Genomic DNA, 16,259 nt, shown 5'->3' with positions numbered 1-16,259 from the left:
AAAACGCCGATAGTTTTATGAAGTCGGGCTTTTCGCGGCTCCGCCTTGCTCCCGTTCCTTGAACCATTGTGTGAGAAAATCCACAAGCGCGCGGATTTTCGCCGGCAGATAGCGACGATGCGGATAGACCGCATAGATGCCGCCGTCCCGCACGATAAATTCGTCGAGACAGGCGACCAGCCTGCCGCGCTCGATTTCTTCTTCGGCGATGAAGGCGGGCAGCGAACAGAAGCCGAGCCCCGCCAGAGCGGCGTTTTTGGTGGCGACCGGGCTGTTGACCTCGATGGGGCCATTGACCGGCACGGTCATCATCGAGCCATCCGTGTTGCGAAAGTGCCAGTTGTTGCGTGAGCGGGCATTGGTGTCGATGATGCAGGGCCTGTCGGTCAGGTCTTCCGGTCGTTCGGGCTTGCCGACGCGGGCGATCAGCGCCGGTGCACCGCACAGGATGGAATGGAAAGGCGAAAGCCTCTTCGCGATGAGGGAAGAATCCTGCAAGCGCGTGATGCGGATCGCGAGGTCGAAACCTTCCTCGACCAGATCGACAAAGCGGTCGTCCAGCCGCACGTCGAGCACGATTTCAGGATGCGCAAGGCAGAAATCAATCAGCGACTGGCCGATCACCGCATCGGCAAAGGTGCGTGGCGCGGACAGTTTTATGCGTCCGCGCGCATCGGAACTGGTTTCACTGACGGCATCCTGAAGCGCGTCGATTTCGCGGATGATTTCCACGGCCCGGTGGTAATAGGTGTGCCCCGCCTCGGTCAGCGAAAACTGGCGCGTGGTGCGGTTGAGAAGGCGCGCACCCAGCTCGTCTTCCAGCTCGCGCACATATTTGGACAAAAGGGCTTTGGAGCGCCCGATTTTTCGCGCTGCGGCAGAAAACCCTTCCGCCTCCACCACGTCGATAAAGGCGCGCATACGTGTCAGCGTGTCCATCTGTTTTAGCCCCGCGTTTCAAGAATGGTTTTGCCAAGCGCGATCAGCGCCCGGTCGCTGCCACGTGGCCCGATGAGAGATATGCCGAAGGGCGCGCCGTGCACTTCGCCCAGCGGCCCAAGTGGTAACGTGATTTGCGGCAGGCCCGAAAGCACCGAAAGACAAAGCAAGCGCAATGCCTGTTCACGATAGGCCTGCAAGGCCTCGAAAGGTTCGTTTGCGAGCGGTGCCGCTCCGGGGACCGTGGGCAAAGCAAGCACGGCATGATCGCCGATGATCGCCTCAAGCTCCTGCGTGAAACGCGCGCGCCTCGTCCGCTGTTGGGCCACGATCTCGGGCGTCATCTGCGATCCATAGGTAAAGCGATCAACGACACCCGGGCCGAGCTGGCGTTCGCCGGAGGATATCCATGCGCCGTGGCTTGCCCAAGCTTCGGCGCCCTGTATCTGCCGGAAGGCGAGATAAAGTTCGTCGATGGACAGGGTTGGCTGGCTCGCCGCCTTCAGGCCCGAAAAATGCGGGCGAATTGCCCCGAACATGGCGCGATAGGCGTCGGTTTCCGCCTGTCCGAGCAGAAGCTGCTCCAGAACCGGCATATAGAGAAGCTGGGTCAGCTGAAACGACTGTTCGTCTCCACCCAGCAGAACCGCGCCCACCTTTTCATAAAGCGAGACGTCGCGTGCAAACCAGCCGATCGTATCGAGTGACGGTGCGAGCGGCATGATGCCTTCAAGCGGGATGCGGCCGTGGGTGGTGCGCAGGCCAACAAGGCCACAGAAACTGGCAGGCGCGCGGATCGACCCGCCCGTATCGGAACCGAGCGCAATATCGGCGATCCCGCCTGCGACTGCCGCCGCGGAGCCCGACGACGACCCGCCCGTCACGCGGTCCGGCGCGGCAGGATTGATGGGATGGGGATAATGCGAATTCTGCCCCATCAGCGAAAAGGCAAGCTCGTCCGTCTGGGCCTTGCCGACGACTTCGGCACCAGCGCCAAGCAGCTTTTCGACCACGGGAGCGGATTTTTGAGCGGGGGGTGATTCGACCAGAATCTGCGGATTGCCGCATCCGGTGACCATTCCAGCCAGATCATAGATGTCCTTGACCGCCAGCCGCTCGCCGAAAAGCGGTCCATTTTCCGCGTGGGGAAGGGGATTTTCGGGCTTCGCGATGATCGCATTGAAAGGATCGAAGGTGGTCATTGTTCACCATTAGGGGCAGGAATCTGCCGTTATGCTGAATAGAAAGTGAAAATTTCCGATGGAATGTTTCACTCTTGCTGAACAATGGCAAGCGCGCTTTGCCTCCAAAACGGTCGAAAAATAAATTCGTTTCGACAAAGATTTGTCATTGAATGGTCACGGCTTTGCGCTTATATCGCCCTTGCCCAAAGTCGCACGTGCCTGTGGGTGTCCGCCGATCCTCGAATGGTGAGGAATTCGGTACGGTACCTGGACCTAACCGCTCCAGTCGATCTGTTGGCCAACCGCCAGATCGAGGACATCTTGAAGCAACGACGGTGCGGGCCTTTCTGGTGTCTTTCGGCTGTCCAAAAGCCGAAATTACTGAAGAGGCACACCTTCATTGCCGGTAGTGCGGATGCGGTTCTCCAATTCCAATCCAAGGCAGACAAAGCGGAATAACGCGGATCTAGCGTTGTTCCAACGCCGCATGCTCTTTCGTGTGATATCAGCGCCTCCAAAGGCTGACTTCGCGGCGAGGGTCTCATGCACCTTTGTCTCTTAGAGAATTGCCTGCCCCTTGGGGGTGGGTCGATGATCTAAGTATTTGTTTTTATGCGCGTTTGTCAGAAAAGGCAGCAACTTTTCGCGATTGCGCACCAAAAACGGCCCGGTTAGGGTCGCCGCAGGAGAACGACCATGGCTACACAGCGCATTATTGATTTCCTCAACACCCGTCGCCCGGACGGTCCCTGCCTCGTCGTCGACACTGATGTTGTCCGCGAGAACTATCAGAGCTTTGAGAAGGCATTGCCCTATTCCCGCATTTTCTATGCGGTGAAGGCCAATCCTGCGCCGGAAATCCTGCGCCTGCTCGCTTCGCTCGGTTCCTGCTTCGATACCGCTTCGGTTGCCGAGATTGAGATGGCGCTGGAAGCTGGCGCAACGCCGAACCGTATTTCCTACGGCAACACCATCAAGAAAGAGCGCGATATTGCGCGCGCTTTCGAGCTGGGCATCCGTCTCTACGCGGTCGATTGCGTGGAGGAAGTCGAGAAGGTCGCGCGCGCCGCTCCCGGCAGCCGCGTGTTCTGCCGCGTTCTGACCGACGGTGAAGGCGCCGAATGGCCGCTGTCGCGCAAGTTCGGCTGCGTGCCTGCAATGGCCGTGGACGTGCTGCGTCATGCCAAGGTGTTCGGTCTCGACGCTTATGGCGTGTCGTTCCATGTCGGCTCGCAACAGACGGACCTTTCCGCCTGGGACCGCGCGCTTGGCGATGCGGCATCGGTGTTCCGCACCCTTGCCGATGAAGGCATCGTGTTGCGCATGGTCAATATGGGCGGCGGTTTCCCGACCCGTTACCTCAAGGACGTGCCGACCGCTCAGGCTTACGGCATGGCGATCTTCGACGCGCTGTCCAAGCATTTCGGCAACCGCATCCCGGAAACCATCATCGAACCGGGCCGCGGCATGGTCGGCAATGCAGGCGTGATCAAGACCGAAGTGGTTCTGGTCTCCCGCAAGGCGGACAACGACAATGTGCGCTGGGTCTATCTCGACATTGGCAAGTTTGGCGGTCTCGCCGAAACCATGGACGAGGCGATCCGCTATCAGATCGTGACCCCGCATGACGGTAGCGAAACCGAGCCTTGCGTACTGGCTGGCCCGACCTGCGACAGTGCGGATGTTCTTTACGAAAAGACGCCGTATCCGCTGCCGGTCTCGCTGACCATCGGTGACGAAATCCTCATTGAAGGCACGGGCGCCTACACCACCACCTATTCGGCAGTGGCGTTCAACGGCTTCGAACCGCTCCGATCCTACGTCATCTGATCTTTCAGGTTTAACCCTGAGGATCCTCTCAATCTGTCTGGTGCCGTAAGGCACTGGACAGGGTGTGCTGCTGCCGCTTTGCGGGGATAGATGTGATGAATGCAATTCTCGATTTTCAGGACAATGATGCCGCTGGCTTCGTGCCGGGCTTTGCCCCCGTTGCTGCGCCTGCTTTTGCGATAGCGGGCGAGACGGTAGAGCATGTGCTGGCGCGCGAGGCGCTGCTCGACCGTGCCATGGGCGAAGGTCGCCGCAGAAAGTCTTCGGAAAAGCTGCGTCGCGGTCGTCTTCCCGCCGCAGGGCTGGCCTTTGCTGCCGAGAGCGCCGATGGCGCTCTTTCTGGCACCGTTCGCCTGTGGAATGTGCAGGCTGGCATCGACGCCTTCGGCTTTCCGGTTGCCGCGCTGCTGCTTGGGCCGCTGGCTGTGGATCCGTTGGCTGCCGGTTGCGGCATGGGTTCGGCCCTGATGCGTCATGCGATTGCCGAAGCAAGCACGCTTGGCCATGGCGCGATCCTGCTGGTGGGGGATCCGGAATATTACGAGCGTTTCGGCTTCACGGCAGAAAAGACCGGCGAACTGGCCATGCCCGGCCCTTATGAAAAGCGTCGTTTTCTGGCGCTTGAACTGAAGCCCGGCCACCTCGACGGTGCCCACGGCGTTCTGCGGGCAAGTGGCCGCAAGGTGCCGCGCGCCGCCTGAGACTATCTTGAAAGCCGCAGCAGCCGTCCGAAATTGCGGACGGCTGTGATGGCAAACCCCGCCAGAAGACCGGCGATCAATCCTGCAATCACCACCAGCTTGCGCGATTTTCCCGAAGGATCGAGCGGCGGACGCGCTTCCGAAAGCACACGGATATTGACCGTGTTGAGGCCTTCCTGTTCGCCGGTTTCGCGCGAGCGCAGGAGGAAGGCTTCATAGACGGAGCGGCGCGCTGCCGCTTCCCGCTCCAGTTCGCGCAGCTTGACCAGATCGCCATTATTGTTGGCCTGTTGGGCTTTCAATTGCGCCAGACGAGCCGACAATTCCTTCTCCTGCTGAACCGAACGTTGCACCTCGACCTGAAGCGAGGAACGCACGCGGCGCAGTTCGGCGTCGATATCGCCGAGGATTGCGCCTGCCTGCGATTGCGCCTGTATCAATTGCGGATGGCGGGGCCCCAATTGCGAGGACATGCCGTTGGCCGCCTGTCTTGCCTGCGCATATTGCGCGCGCAAAGTGGTCAGTGTGTTGGAACGCAACTCCTCCGGCAATGTACCGGCCACCACATTGTCCGATGTGGCGCTGTTCATCACCTGCGTGCGGGCCTGCAACCGCATCGTTTCGGCGCGCTGGTTGGAAAGCTGCTGGTTGAGGTAGCTCAAATCGCTATCGCTGATCAGCTTGCCGTCAACATCCACGAGATCATGCGCGGCGCGGAAATCGGCAGCCGCTGTTTCCGCCTGCTCGACGCTTGCGCGCAGGCTGGCCAGCCGGGTGGATAATTCTTCCGATGTGCGGCGCGTCGCATCGGATTGCATCGAGGCAAGCTCGTTCTGAAACACCGTGCTGATCGTATTGGCCAGTGAGGCCGATTTTTGCGCATCGCGGGTTTTGACCGAAATCGAATAGATGAAGGTCTTGGCATCGCGAGCGATGGTCATCGCCTTGTAGAGATTGTAGAGAACCCGCGTTTCCAGCGCCTGACTGTCGCTTGTCTTCTTAGTGGACAGCATGTCGCGGATCTGCGCGAAGAAACCGGCCACGCCGGTTGGCACCAGCGTCCCGTTAAATTCCGGGTCTTCAGTCAGCTTGGTCTGGTCGATCACCTTCAAAAGCACGCTGCTGGAACCGATGATACGCGCCTGGCTTTCCGCCACCGCCAGCGAGGCGTCGGTGGGCAGCTGGCCGGGGGTCAGTTCGGTGCCCACCGTTTTGATGTTGCGCGGATCGACCAGAACATCGGTCGTCGCCACATACATGGTCGGCATGGAAAGTGCGATCAGCACACCGGCAATGCCGCCGAGAACGGTGGTGACAAGCAGTAGCTTGCGCGATCCCTTGATGACGTCGATTGCCGCATAAGGGTCGATCAGCGGACGCCAGCCATCGCCGGAATCAACGTTTCCGGCCTGTGGGGCGGGTTGCGTGGTGGCGGGTGGGGTCGCGGCCTCCGGTTCGTGATGGTTTGTTTCATCAGCAAGCGGCGGCTCGCTTTCGCGCAGCACCTGCTTGCGCCGCGCGCGCTCGACCAGCTTGCGGTCAAGCTCGGTCTCGATGGCCGCAAGCCGTTCCTGCAAGGCTTCGAGTTCCTCCTCGGTCAGCCGCTCCGGGTTGAGATCGTGCGTGCGGGTGAAATCCTCGCGCTCCTCTTTCGAAGCGGGGGGAGTCCACGGGGGTGTTTGGGGAGGTGCCTGGGGTGGCGTCGGAGCGTTCGATGTCCGGCTTACGGCAGCTGGCGCGTCGGAGAATGAGAGAAGGGGTTTCCCGCTCCCCTCTTTATGACGCTTATCATCGCTGCTCATTGCCTGAAATATCCGAACTCTGAAAACCCGTTTGGGTTGAGACTGTAAGTGCCTACGGGAAAAAATTGGTTAATGTTATTGCAATTCTCCCGATGGAAAATGCAACCGGTTAACCATTCAATATCGTATGCCGGGTTTTGCGCTGGCTTTTCGCTTCGGCCCGTGAAACATGCCAGATCATGAGCGATGCGACGAAGACAAAGGTTCGTTGGTGATAGCGAAAGCATTTCAAAAAATGGATCGCCTGAAATCTGGTCTCAAGTCCGGCCTGTTCAGGGATTATCTGTCGCTCGTCTCTGGTTCGGTCGGGCGGCTCGTGGTTTCGCTGGTCTATTTCATCGCGCTTGCCAATACGCTGCCGACCGGCGATTTCGGCATTTTCGCAACCGCATCGGGCACGGGCGTCATGCTGTCCCGCATTGTGTCGTTAGGCTTTACCTCGCCGCTTTATCGCATCGCCACCGTCAAGCCGCATCTTCTCGGTACCTATAGCGCGGGTTATCTCATGGCGGTGGTGGGATCGCTGCCGCTTTTCGCGCTCTGCTCCTGGCTCGTCTATCTGGTCTTCTTCAGCCGGGATATCACGCTTTTGCCTTTCGCCATTATCATCGCGGCGGAAGCCCTGTTCTGGCGGTCGGCGGAAGTCATCATCATCGTCAATAACGGCCTCAACCGTTTCGGCATTTCGGCAAGCCTCGTCATTTTCGGCACGGTCACGCGCGCGGTTGCGGCGGTGCTGTTCACCTGGATGGCGACGGTGCATGATGTCGCCCACTGGGCATGGTGGTATCTTGCGGCCAATGCCGCGGCGCTTGCCGTGTCGATCTGCTTCTATCCGCGACGGAAAATCCGTTTCCGGCCAAAACTCTATATGCGTCGCATCGCGGATTCGGTTGCGGTCGCCGGGGCGGAACTGCTTTTCTATGTGCAAAGCGAGCTGGACAAGTTGCTGGTGCTGAGTGTCGGCGGGCCGCAAATAGCCGGGCTTTATGCCATCGTCATGCGGCTGGTCGATCTGACGGCGCTGCCAGTACGCTCCTTCAACATGATGCTGGTGCAAAAGCTGATGCGCAAGCCCGACATGCTGTCGAGCCTGCGTCTGCGCGCCGGGCTGGAGGCGGCGGTGTTTGCCGTCTCAACGGGCGGGCTTGCGGCGCTTGCGATCTTCCTCTGGGTGTTTCCCAATGCGCTCGGCGCCAATGTCGCAGCCATCGTCAGCCTGCTGCCGCTGGTTCTGCTGGTGCCGGGGTTCCGCAACCTGATCGAATACCAGACCGAGCTTCTTTATGCGCGCGGCCAGTCGGGCCTGCGGACGCTCAGCCTCGTTATCATGACGGCAGCCAAGGCTTTGTTTGTCTGGCTTCTGCTCAGGCATGCCGCGGGCGGCAATGACTGGATTGCGGGCCTCAATCTTGTCTTCGGCGCGCTTTATATCCTGTCGCTGGTCTTCACCTATACGAGCTTGAAGCTCCCAGCCAAACGAATTTAAGTTCAGCCGCTGGTGATGCGGCGAATATCGTCGGCTGAAAGCCCCAGAAACGACTGCATGCAAATGGCAACCTGATAGGGTTCCATTTCGGTGATGAAAGCGCGGAATTCCGCTTCGGTCGGCGGCGGCTCGAACCACATCACCCGGCACAGATCATGCGTGTCGGTAAAGTGACCGGAACCGTTCAGCACGTCTTCTACATAGCGGCCATAGATGAAACATTCCGAGAAACGACGGTTCATCCCAATGCCCGCCACCCAGTGGCGTCCGGTCTGCTGTTCGATGCGCTCGCACATGGAAAGCATCGTGTCGCGCCGCCATGCGATCAGCTGGCCGACATAATCATTGAGCGAGGTTTTCGTCTCGGGAATGCCGAGAATTTTTGCCGCATTGGCGGACCAGAACGGATGCTCCGTCCATTTCGGATCGGCCAGCGCATTTGGGCGCACGAAGAGGCGCAGCCGTTCGCCATGCCACAGGCTGTCGCAATCGAATGGATGCAGGAAAACCGTATCGGAATCCATGTAGAGAAAGCTGTCTTCCTCCAGCACTTGCGCCACTGCGATGCGGCGCAATTGCTGCACATGCCAGCCGCGCAGCGGTTTTGTTTTGGGCGACAGCCAGATGCGGCGCTTGCCGAACGATGTCGGATCGGGAAACACGCGCAGCCAGGACGGCAGTAACTCGCGCTCGTCGATAATGATGCGGCGCGGCCCGGCCAGCTGCCGGAAAAGCGGGACATCGCGCGGTTCGACAAGGATATAGTGATTGGTGAAGCCGCTGACATGACGGTCCACGGTCTCGCACAGCAATTTGCAACGCTCGAAATCCTTGTGGTAGCTTGCCGTTACCAGTGCCGTTTTCATCGCTTGTCCTGCCTGAAGTATCCCGAAACTGCATGCTGCACGACCCGCCACAGGAAAAGCGGATTGCCGACGAGATAGCGCCCGGCCAGCCGGCCCGGCTCACGCATCAGCCGGTAGGCCCATTCGAGGCGCATGTCACGCACCCATTGCGGCGCGCGTTCGGTGGCGCCTGCCTGAAAATCGAACAAGGCGCCAACCGCGCAGGCCATGGTGCAATGCGCTGCCGTGATATGGGTTCGGATGAACAATTCCTGCAAGGGCACCCCCATGGCGACCAGCACGATGTCCGGGCGATATTCCGCCAGCCGGTCGAGGATGGCGATTGTCTGGTGGCTTCCGAAAAATCCGTCCGCAAAGACCCGATAGTCGTGCTGCGGCGCGCGGGCGCGAAAAGCTTCGGCAGCCTGTTCGGGGATGCCGGGCCGCCCGCCGATCAGCCCGATGCGCAGGGGCCGCTTGATATGGCCGAGAAGGCGCGGCACGAAATCCGTTCCGTTGAGATTGGCGGGGAATTTCTGCCCATAGGCAATCTTGCTTGCAATATCGACGCCGACCCCATCCGGCAGCACGAGAAAACTCTGCAAGGCCTGCCTATAGGTCGCATCCGCATGGGCAACATTGGCGCAATGGGCATTGAGCCATGCCACGCGCAGGAATTGTCCGTCTTCGAGCGCCTTGTCGAAAAAGTCGAGCGCTTGGTCCCAGTTGAAACCGGTGACCTTGATGCCGAGAATATTGCGGGCGTGAACGGGGCTTGGTTCCGGCATCATTGCGCTCCGTCCGTACGCTTTGACGCGAGACGGAGCGCATCCAGCCCGCGTGAAAGCGCCTGATCCATGCCGTCGATCTGCGAGCGGGTAAACGCCTTGCCGTCGAGCATCTGACGGTCACCTGCGCGGGCTTTGGCAATGCGCGTCTGGATCGCCGCTGCAAATGCCGCTGGCGTGTCGGCAAGGGTGCAGTTTTCAGGAATGCGGGCGATGCCGCGCACAGAATGCGCGGTGGCGACGCTTGGCATGCCAAGCTCGAAGGTTTCGATGGTCTTGAGCTGAACGCCCGTGCCTGCGCGGCTGATCAGTGGCACGACGGCGCAGCTTTCAACGAAGGCGGTAGCGTCCGGTACTTTGCCGACGAAATTCACGCCCGGCCATGCGGCAATCAGATCGGCTGGCGTGCTGCCGGCGATCGCGATGGATATATTTGCGGGCAGCAAAGGTCTCACTTCTTTGAGGAACCATTCAAGGCCAATCCGGTTCGGGTGCCATGTCCAGGTGCCGATCAAGGCGAGGTCATAGGCGATATCGCGTTTGGCCGATACGCGCCCGGCTGGCATGACCAGCGGGAAGGTCGCGGCTTTTGTCTGCGACAGGCCCAGCGCCGGCGCATCATCCTCGGCAAAGGTGAAGACGAAATCTGCATTGTCGCAGAGCCGCTTTTCCAGCCGCTTGAGAATGCGGGCTTCGCGGGCGAACAGAAGTTTCTGGATGATGCCCTTGGCGTCTTCGGCGTTTTCGCGCGCTGAGCGGTGTTCCACATTATGGGCGACAAAAAGCGATGGCTTGTCGCGAAATACCGTTTCGAACGCGCCCGGCAGGGCAACACCATTCAGCACATAGGCGTCGAAATCGCCGCAAGCCGCGATGGCGTCATGCAATTTCATCGGGGAAATGACGCGCAGCTTGGCGGAAGAAACCGTCAGCCCGGTCAGGAAGGATTTGACCACCCAGCCGATTTTCTGCGCCGCACTTGCGCCTTCGGTGCGCACTTCCACTTCGCCCAGCACGACGACATCACGGTCGGTTGCAGCCTTGCGCCCGGGCCATGTGAAGCCGATGACCGTGACCTGTGCACCCGCCCGGCGCAGCCCGTCGATGACAGCGGCATTAGCGACTTCATATCCAGTCGAAGCATCTTCGTGGGGTACGAGGGATGTCACGAAGACAAGACGCAACGGTTGCAATTCGACTCCTGCGGATATGCCGTATTTCTTATTCCCCGATTCATAGCCGCGCGGTGTAAATGATCCTTAAACGCTCGGCTGGTAATAAGGGCTTGAAAACAATTTGTTGAATCGGATGGAGCGCTGTTTTTCAGTACAACCGCACCGATCTAAGAATTGATGTGGCATAGAGAAGTTTACGTGTCAAAAATAGGGCATTTCCGGCAAAAGTGCCAATTGGTTTTGCATTGGGAAATAGGGCGGCGGTTGAAAATATAATGGACAACAGAACGCCGAAGCTTCCCGATCATATTCAAGTCATTGCTGAAACACCCCATTTGGATTTTGCAAATGTCGAGGTGGTCGTGACGCTGCCGACATTTCGCCGCCCCGAACATCTCCTGCGCACGCTGGAAAGCGTGAAGGGGCAGGTGACCGTACGGCAATTCGCGATCATCGTGGTGGAAAACGAGGCGGAGGAACGCGCGGGCGCGGCGGTCGCGGCACCGCTTTTTGCGGCGGGCACTTATCGCGGTCTGGTGATTGTGGAAACGCAGCGCGGCAATTGCAACGCCTATAATGCGGCCTGGCTGACAGCGCTTGGCTATTTCCCCGCCATGAAGCATGTGCTGGTGATCGATGACGACGAACTGGCCGACCCGTCATGGCTGGAAAATATGATCGCTGCGGCGGAACGCTATTGCGTCGATCTGGTCGGTGGCCCGCAGGTGCCGGTTTTCGACCGCCCGGGCTCGGAGGCGTGGGCGCGGCATCCGGTTTTCCTGCCGACCTATCAGCAGAGCGGACCGGTGCCGACGCTCTATTCATCCGGCAATCTGGCTGTGGCGCGGCCTGTGCTGGAAGCGGCGGGTTTTCCGTTTCTCGATCCGATGTTCAACTTCACCGGCGGCGGCGATTCGGATTTCATCAGCCGTTCCGTCGCCAAGGGTTTCAAGACAGGCTGGTGCGCGGAAGCCCCGGTGCGTGAAACCGTCCCGGCGCGGCGGCTGGAAGCCGACTGGATTCGGGCGCGCGGTTTGCGCAATGGCATGATTTCCACCATGATGGAGCGGCGCAAGCGCAAGGACGAACCGTTCAGCGCGGCGCGGGTCTTTCTCAAGAGCGCGCTTCTGCTGGGCTTTTCGCCGTTCAAGGCGGTCTACAAGGCGGTTCAGGCGCGTTGGGTTTCCGTCGGCGCCTATTATATCCATGTCGGATTGGGCCGGGTCATGGCGCATTTTGGATATGAGCATGAGCAGTATCGCAACCCGGACAAAAACTGACAGCGGCGCACCCAGTGCTGTCGCAGCCGGGGTTGCGGGGGCGCACCGTGCGCAAATGCGGAAGGTGGCGCTCGCTGCCGCCATGATCATCATGTGCATTTTGATGATTTCGTTTCGCCCATTCATGCCCGAGCCGGAAACCGATGGCGGTGGCGGCGGCGATATCATCAACCAGCTCGGTTTCAGCCTTCTGGGTGTCATGGCCATGCTGGCGCTTGCCACGCTGGCCGACCCGCGAAAGGTGGCGCGGATTGTCGGCTTCGGCTGGTCTCTGATGTTTCTCCTGCTATTCGCGTCGCTCATGCAGAGCATCTATCCGGCTGTGGTCATGCGCGGCGCTATTTTCACGATGATCGGCGTTTGCTGTGTCGTCGCGGTCCTCGCGCTGCCGCAGGACGGCGATGGCTATGCACGGCTTTTGATGACGGTAGCATCTGTCGTGCTGGTTATTTCCTATGCGGGTGTGGTGCTGTTGCCCGCGGGGGCAACCCATGGTGCAGACCCGATCGAACCGCAGAACTCCTATCTCTGGCGCGGTGTCTTCAGCCACAAGAATGTGGCCGGTCCCGTCATGGCCGCCTTCGCCTTTTCTGGGCTTTATCTCTGGCGGCGGGGCTGGCGCGTCAGCGGCGTGCTGATTGGCCTGTCGGCCTTGTTCTTCGTCGCGCAGACCGGCTCGAAAACCACCATGGCGCTGGTGCCGATGGCCATGTTGCTGGTAATGGTGCCGGGTGCATTCGGCCTGCGATTTCTGACCGTTGCGGCGATTTTTTCCATTCAGTTTCTGTTCGCGTTCCTTACTTTCGGGACGGTGCTGTTCGATCCGGTCCGCCAATTTGTCGAGAGCCTCGGCATTGACGCGACTTTCACCGGGCGCGTGTCGATCTGGCAATTTGCAATCGAAAATCTGCCGGGCCGATTGTGGACCGGCTATGGCTATGAAAGCTTCTGGAAATCGCCCATCGCGCTGGAGGCGGCCAATCCTTATTATCTCGGCTGGGATGTGCGCAACATGGTCCATGCCCATAATGGCTATCTCGATCTGGTCATCGCCATGGGCATTCCGGGGTTGATTTGCGGCGTGGCGGTGATCATCGTGATGCCGCTGGTCAATTATATGCGGTGCAGGCCGCAGCGCGAAAACCTGCTTCTGGCCGATTACTTTCTGATGATCGTGTTCTTCTGCACGTTGAACGCGATGATGGAAAGCTTCTTCTTCCGACGCGTGGACCCGGTCTGGCTCACCACTTTGTTGGGGATTTTCGGGCTGCGACTGACATCCAGAATCAGCATACCGAAAAGGCTGGCCGCTTCTACCGGAGATCATTCATGAATATTGCAATTGTCGGCACGGGTTTCGTCGCCGATTACTACATGACCACCCTACGCAATTATCCCGAACTGGTGCTGCGCGGCGTCTATGATCGGTCGCCGGAGCGGCTCAAGGCATTTGCGGCGCATTATGGCGTGCAGGTCTATGACAGTTTCGATGCCGTGCTGGCAGACCCGGACGTGCAGATCGTGGTCAATCTGACGACGCCGGAAAGCCATTATGAGATTTCGCGGGTGGCGCTCGCCGCAGGCAAGCATGTCTATTCCGAAAAGCCGCTCGCCATGAGTTTCGATGAGGCGCGCGCGCTGGTCGATTTTGCCGCGAGCCGCGGCCTGACGCTGGCAGCTGCACCCGCCAATGGTCTCAGCGATGCGCAGCGGCTGGTTTCCTCGGCTATTGGCACTATCGGCACGCCGCGTCTCGTCTATGCGCAGATGGAAGATGGCCCGGTTTTTCGCGACAGATGGTCCACATGGCGCTCAGCCTCCGGCGCGGCCTGGCCCGGCCTGCACGAATTTGAAATCGGCTGCACGCTCGAACATGCAGGCTATGCGCTGTCATGGCTGGTTTCGCTGTTCGGCCCGGTGGAAAGCGTCACGGCGTTTTCTGCGATCACCTTTCCCGACAAGGGGCCGGGTACGGAGCATCTCCACATGGCCGCCGATTTTTCGGTCGGTTGCCTGCGTTTCAAGTCGGGCCTTGTGGCGCGGCTGACATCGGGTCTCGCCATGCCGCGCGACCGCAGCCTGACGGTGGTGGGCGACAAGGGCTCGATCAGCGTGGACGATCTGTGGGACAACCGCTCTGCCGTGCGGCTTGAAAAGGCAGATGAAAAGACGCGGTTCTGGGCGCGGCTCTTCATCATCCTCGAAGTGCGGATCGGCAAATTCCTGTCGTGGAAGCCGGTTGCCGGAAAGAAGCTCTCCTATCCAAAGGACGGCAAATCCGCTCTGCCTGCTTACCCGTCGCAGATCGATTTTGCACGCGGTATCGCCGATCAGGCGCGCGCCATCGAAACGGGCGCGACGGCGTTCTTTTCCGGTGATGTGGCGCTGCACATTACCGAAATCGCGCTGGCGCTCAACAATGCTGGCGACAGCGCGGTGCCGTATCCGATGAAGAGCAGTTTCTAATCGCTCGATACGATCCGATGCAGGATGTCCGCCACGGCTGTACTGTCTGTCAGAGGCATGACCGGACTTGAAATCGCGCCATTGCGCACGGCATCGCGCACGGCAAGCGCCTGAAACTGAAGCCCGTTGCCGGAAAAGGTATGGTTTTCGATTTTGCGACCCGGCAGGGGCAGGCGGTTGATGATTTTGCCAAACAGGCCGGAGCCTTTGCCCGGTCCGAAGGGCGATTTCAATGCACCAGCGGAATAGACAGTCAGTCGCTGGGCCTTCAGGAAAGGGCCGTGCAACAACAGCGCGCCCTTGGTTCCCGTGATCAGCATGCGGTTGTCGCCGTCCCGGTCGAAGCCGCAGGACAGCCGGGCTTCCGCGCCGGGCCAGAACAGTTCGATCTCCGTGCGCAGGTCGACGCCGTTATCGGCGCGTTTGCAGCGGCCCTGCGAGCGCTCCGGCGGTCCCATGAAGAACAGCGCCAGCGAGACCGGATAGACGCCGAGGTCGAAGGCCGCTCCGCCGCCCAGTTCCGGGTCGAAGAAGCGGCTTTGCCGGTCATAGGCGCGCAGATAGGAGAGGTCCGCTTCGATGCGCGTGACCTTGCCGATGGTGCCGGTCTCGATGTGGCGCTTCGCTGCTTGTATGGCGGGAAGAAACCTTGACCACATCGCCTCCATCACGAAAGTCCCGCTGATTTCGCTGGCTGCCGAAAGACGCCCCGCGCCAGCGGCATCAAGCGCCAGCGGTTTCTCGGTCAGGCAGGGCTTGCCTGCGGCAATGACCTGCAAGGTCTGCGCGACATGCATGGCGCTGGGCGTTGCGATATAGACCGCATCAATATCCGGGTCTGCAAGGAATGTGCCGACCGTGTTGAAGGTCTTGTCGGCACCGATACGGTTGCCGAAAGCTTCCGCCGCTTCCAGTGTACGCGAACAGACGGCGGAAACGCGCATGCCTTCAACGGCAGCGATATCGGCTGCGAAGGCGCTGGCAATGGCGCCAGTTCCCCATATCCCCCAGCGAAACTCGCTATGCGCGTTTTTCTGTTGCAATCTGCGCCTCGTCCTGCCTGCATTCAAATAAATGTCTTATAACCTATGATAGCAGGCCGGGAGTGTTTTTTCCTTTGCGAGAAACCTTCTCTGCAACAATAATTTGGTCGCTACACAAAATGGCCGGAGCAACGATGGGATGGGAATCATGGGTGGTGGATTTGTCGTGGCCGTTGCACGCGATGGTGAACATCGTTTTTCCAAGCAGCCCGTACCGGAAATCAATATCCTGACCGGGCTTGGTGTCGAGGGCGATGCGCATCAGGGCACAACGGTGAAACACCGTTCACGCGTGAAGGTGGATCCGACCCAGCCCAATCTGCGACAGGTGCATCTCATTCAGGCCGAACTTTTCGACGAACTGTCGGAAAAAGGTTTTCAGATTGCGCCTGCTGATCTTGGCGAGAACGTCACCACGCGGGGTGTCGATTTGCTCGGCTTGCCGAGAGACGCTTTGCTTAAAATCGGCAAGGATGTGGTGTTGCGGGTGACGGGCTTGCGTAATCCATGCCCGCAGATTGAAAACTTCCAGAAAGGCCTTCTTTCGGCAGTGCTCGACAAGATGCCGGATGGCGAAGTGATCCGCAAAACTGGTGTCATGGCCATCGTTCTCGCTGGTGGGCATGTGCGCGCTGACGATCCGATTGAAGTCGAGTTGCCGCCGCTGCCTCACGTAAAGCTTGAGCGCGTTTAACACTACAGCTGCATTCTTCGCCA

General features: G+C 59.6%; 14 protein-coding genes. 7 read left to right on the top strand and 7 right to left on the bottom strand.

Going from position 1 to position 16,259, the window contains the following annotated elements:
* Positions 1 to 15: 15 nt before the first annotated feature.
* Positions 16 to 939 carry a LysR family transcriptional regulator gene (locus tag WIX40_RS04120; RefSeq protein WP_109367752.1) on the bottom strand — a complete coding sequence of 308 codons (924 nt, stop codon included), beginning with the start codon at positions 937 to 939 and terminating at the stop codon, positions 16 to 18.
* Positions 940 to 944: 5 nt separating this feature from the next.
* Positions 945 to 2,141, bottom strand: coding sequence for an amidase (locus tag WIX40_RS04115; RefSeq protein ID WP_339438668.1), 1,197 nt, complete (start codon positions 2,139 to 2,141; stop codon positions 945 to 947).
* Between the two features lie 678 nt (positions 2,142 to 2,819).
* Here WIX40_RS04115 and odc2 point away from each other — a divergent pair.
* Positions 2,820 to 3,953: an ornithine/lysine decarboxylase gene (odc2, locus tag WIX40_RS04110; RefSeq protein WP_109367749.1), complete on the top strand. Its 1,134-nt coding sequence runs from the start codon at positions 2,820 to 2,822 to the stop codon at positions 3,951 to 3,953.
* Between the two features lie 95 nt (positions 3,954 to 4,048).
* On the top strand, positions 4,049 to 4,654 hold the full coding sequence (locus tag WIX40_RS04105; RefSeq protein WP_339438665.1) for a GNAT family N-acetyltransferase: 606 nt from the start codon (positions 4,049 to 4,051) through the stop codon (positions 4,652 to 4,654).
* A gap of 2 nt (positions 4,655 to 4,656) precedes the next feature.
* On the opposite strand, the gene WIX40_RS04100 is transcribed toward WIX40_RS04105, so the two are convergent.
* The gene (locus tag WIX40_RS04100) at positions 4,657 to 6,456 is read right to left on the bottom strand and encodes a GumC family protein (protein ID WP_339438663.1); all 1,800 of its coding nucleotides are present in this window, start codon (positions 6,454 to 6,456) and stop codon (positions 4,657 to 4,659) included.
* A 211-nt stretch (positions 6,457 to 6,667) separates the two neighbouring features.
* Here WIX40_RS04100 and WIX40_RS04095 point away from each other — a divergent pair, with 211 nt between their 5' ends.
* Complete coding sequence (locus WIX40_RS04095; protein WP_140023499.1) at positions 6,668 to 7,945, top strand: lipopolysaccharide biosynthesis protein; 1,278 nt, start codon at positions 6,668 to 6,670, stop codon at positions 7,943 to 7,945.
* Between the two features lie 2 nt (positions 7,946 to 7,947).
* On the opposite strand, the gene WIX40_RS04090 is transcribed toward WIX40_RS04095, so the two are convergent.
* Genes WIX40_RS04090 through WIX40_RS04080 form a run of 3 tightly spaced genes read right to left on the bottom strand, consistent with a single transcriptional unit; the run spans position 7,948 to position 10,771 of the window.
* The gene (locus WIX40_RS04090) at positions 7,948 to 8,811 is read right to left on the bottom strand and encodes a DUF6492 family protein (protein WP_339438660.1); all 864 of its coding nucleotides are present in this window, start codon (positions 8,809 to 8,811) and stop codon (positions 7,948 to 7,950) included.
* Complete coding sequence (locus WIX40_RS04085; RefSeq protein WP_339440930.1) at positions 8,808 to 9,578, bottom strand: WecB/TagA/CpsF family glycosyltransferase; 771 nt, start codon at positions 9,576 to 9,578, stop codon at positions 8,808 to 8,810. Before WIX40_RS04085 ends, WIX40_RS04090 begins: the two co-directional genes overlap by 4 nt.
* The gene (locus tag WIX40_RS04080; protein WP_339438658.1) at positions 9,578 to 10,771 is read right to left on the bottom strand and encodes a glycosyltransferase family 4 protein; all 1,194 of its coding nucleotides are present in this window, start codon (positions 10,769 to 10,771) and stop codon (positions 9,578 to 9,580) included. Before WIX40_RS04080 ends, WIX40_RS04085 begins: the two co-directional genes overlap by 1 nt.
* 257 nt (positions 10,772 to 11,028) lie before the next feature.
* Here WIX40_RS04080 and WIX40_RS04075 point away from each other — a divergent pair, with 257 nt between their 5' ends.
* From WIX40_RS04075 to WIX40_RS04065, 3 genes are read left to right on the top strand one after another with little or no spacing between them, the layout of a single operon-like run.
* The gene (locus tag WIX40_RS04075; RefSeq protein WP_339438656.1) at positions 11,029 to 12,033 is read left to right on the top strand and encodes a glycosyltransferase family 2 protein; all 1,005 of its coding nucleotides are present in this window, start codon (positions 11,029 to 11,031) and stop codon (positions 12,031 to 12,033) included.
* Entirely contained in the window at positions 12,002 to 13,366 is a 1,365-nt protein-coding gene (locus WIX40_RS04070) for an O-antigen ligase family protein (protein ID WP_109367742.1), read from the top strand. The genes WIX40_RS04075 and WIX40_RS04070 overlap by 32 nt, the downstream gene beginning before the upstream one ends.
* Positions 13,363 to 14,499, top strand: coding sequence for a Gfo/Idh/MocA family protein (locus WIX40_RS04065; protein ID WP_339438654.1), 1,137 nt, complete (start codon positions 13,363 to 13,365; stop codon positions 14,497 to 14,499). The genes WIX40_RS04070 and WIX40_RS04065 overlap by 4 nt, the downstream gene beginning before the upstream one ends.
* On the opposite strand, the gene WIX40_RS04060 is transcribed toward WIX40_RS04065, so the two are convergent.
* A complete protein-coding gene (locus WIX40_RS04060; protein WP_339438651.1) occupies positions 14,496 to 15,542 on the bottom strand; it encodes a Gfo/Idh/MocA family protein in 1,047 nt (348 codons plus the stop codon). The genes WIX40_RS04065 and WIX40_RS04060 overlap by 4 nt on opposite strands.
* A 148-nt stretch (positions 15,543 to 15,690) precedes the next feature.
* Here WIX40_RS04060 and WIX40_RS04055 point away from each other — a divergent pair, with 148 nt between their 5' ends.
* A complete protein-coding gene (locus WIX40_RS04055) occupies positions 15,691 to 16,236 on the top strand; it encodes an MOSC domain-containing protein (RefSeq protein WP_339438649.1) in 546 nt (181 codons plus the stop codon).
* Positions 16,237 to 16,259 lie beyond the last annotated feature (23 nt).

This window comes from Ochrobactrum teleogrylli (genome assembly GCF_037482325.1).
In the GTDB taxonomy this organism is placed as follows: Bacteria; Pseudomonadota; Alphaproteobacteria; order Rhizobiales; family Rhizobiaceae; genus Brucella; species Brucella teleogrylli.
This window is presented reverse-complemented; position numbering and strand designations above follow the sequence as displayed.

Bases quoted from the DNA above. Each gene is read 5' to 3' on its own strand.
- WIX40_RS04120 (WP_109367752.1), bottom strand. From the start codon at position 939: ATGGACACGCTGACACGTATGCGCGCCTTTATCGACGTGGTGGAGGCG.
- WIX40_RS04115 (WP_339438668.1), bottom strand. From the start codon at position 2,141: ATGACCACCTTCGATCCTTTCAATGCGATCATCGCGAAGCCCGAAAAT.
- odc2 (WP_109367749.1), top strand. From the start codon at position 2,820: ATGGCTACACAGCGCATTATTGATTTCCTCAACACCCGTCGCCCGGAC.
- WIX40_RS04105 (WP_339438665.1), top strand. From the start codon at position 4,049: ATGAATGCAATTCTCGATTTTCAGGACAATGATGCCGCTGGCTTCGTG.
- WIX40_RS04100 (WP_339438663.1), bottom strand. From the start codon at position 6,456: ATGAGCAGCGATGATAAGCGTCATAAAGAGGGGAGCGGGAAACCCCTT.
- WIX40_RS04090 (WP_339438660.1), bottom strand. From the start codon at position 8,811: ATGAAAACGGCACTGGTAACGGCAAGCTACCACAAGGATTTCGAGCGT.
- WIX40_RS04085 (WP_339440930.1), bottom strand. From the start codon at position 9,578: ATGCCGGAACCAAGCCCCGTTCACGCCCGCAATATTCTCGGCATCAAG.
- WIX40_RS04075 (WP_339438656.1), top strand. From the start codon at position 11,029: ATGGACAACAGAACGCCGAAGCTTCCCGATCATATTCAAGTCATTGCT.
- WIX40_RS04070 (WP_109367742.1), top strand. From the start codon at position 12,002: ATGAGCAGTATCGCAACCCGGACAAAAACTGACAGCGGCGCACCCAGT.
- WIX40_RS04065 (WP_339438654.1), top strand. From the start codon at position 13,363: ATGAATATTGCAATTGTCGGCACGGGTTTCGTCGCCGATTACTACATG.
- WIX40_RS04055 (WP_339438649.1), top strand. From the start codon at position 15,691: ATGGGTGGTGGATTTGTCGTGGCCGTTGCACGCGATGGTGAACATCGT.